The organism is Winogradskyella vincentii (genome assembly GCF_020166345.1).
Classification (GTDB): domain Bacteria; phylum Bacteroidota; class Bacteroidia; order Flavobacteriales; family Flavobacteriaceae; genus Winogradskyella; species Winogradskyella vincentii.
The window spans coordinates 1-560 of record NZ_JAIUJS010000040.1 but is presented as its reverse complement, the minus strand read 5'-3'; the positions used below and the strand labels follow the sequence as shown (position 1 = coordinate 560).

Here is a 560-nt window from a genome sequence, read left to right as displayed (position 1 = left end):
GTTCGTGTTCACGCAAAGGACATAGCTCTCCTCAAGGTCGAAGGCCGGCAAGGGGTTCACCTGGAGCGTCAGCTGCGCTACCGCAAAACAGATCGAGCCGTCCTGCTGGTTGTCAAAGCTGCCGTCACCGTCAAGGTCAACGGGATCGCCGTTGCCGTCACCGTCCGTATCCACAAAGTCTATGAGGCCGTCGCCGTCCGTGTCCGTTGCATCCGATAGGCCGTCGCCGTCTATATCGACAAGGTCAAAAATGCCGTCGCCGTCCGTGTCGTAGGTATCATCCGTTCCGTCACCGTCAAGGTCAAGGCCGGTTGTCAGAGCCCCAAGGTCGAGGTTGATCGGTACCACTACCAGCGTATTGTTGTCCACCCTCGCATAGATCGTCTGAGGGTTCGCTATGTTCTCGTAGAGCGTAGGAAGCGGGCTGACGTTAAGGTTCGCATCCGCCTCGGTGGCAAAGTACGCAACCATATAGCCCGTCGGGTCCTGGCCGTCCAGAACCTGGCCGTCCTGGGTCGAAAGGTCGAACTGTACGCTGTCGTTGGCCGGGTTCCCGTCCA

General features: G+C 58.9%; 1 protein-coding gene. It reads right to left on the bottom strand.

Annotated elements, in window-relative coordinates:
* Positions 1-560 (bottom strand): hypothetical protein (locus tag LBV24_RS15065; protein WP_224479486.1); only part of this gene is annotated, 560 nt, incomplete at both ends.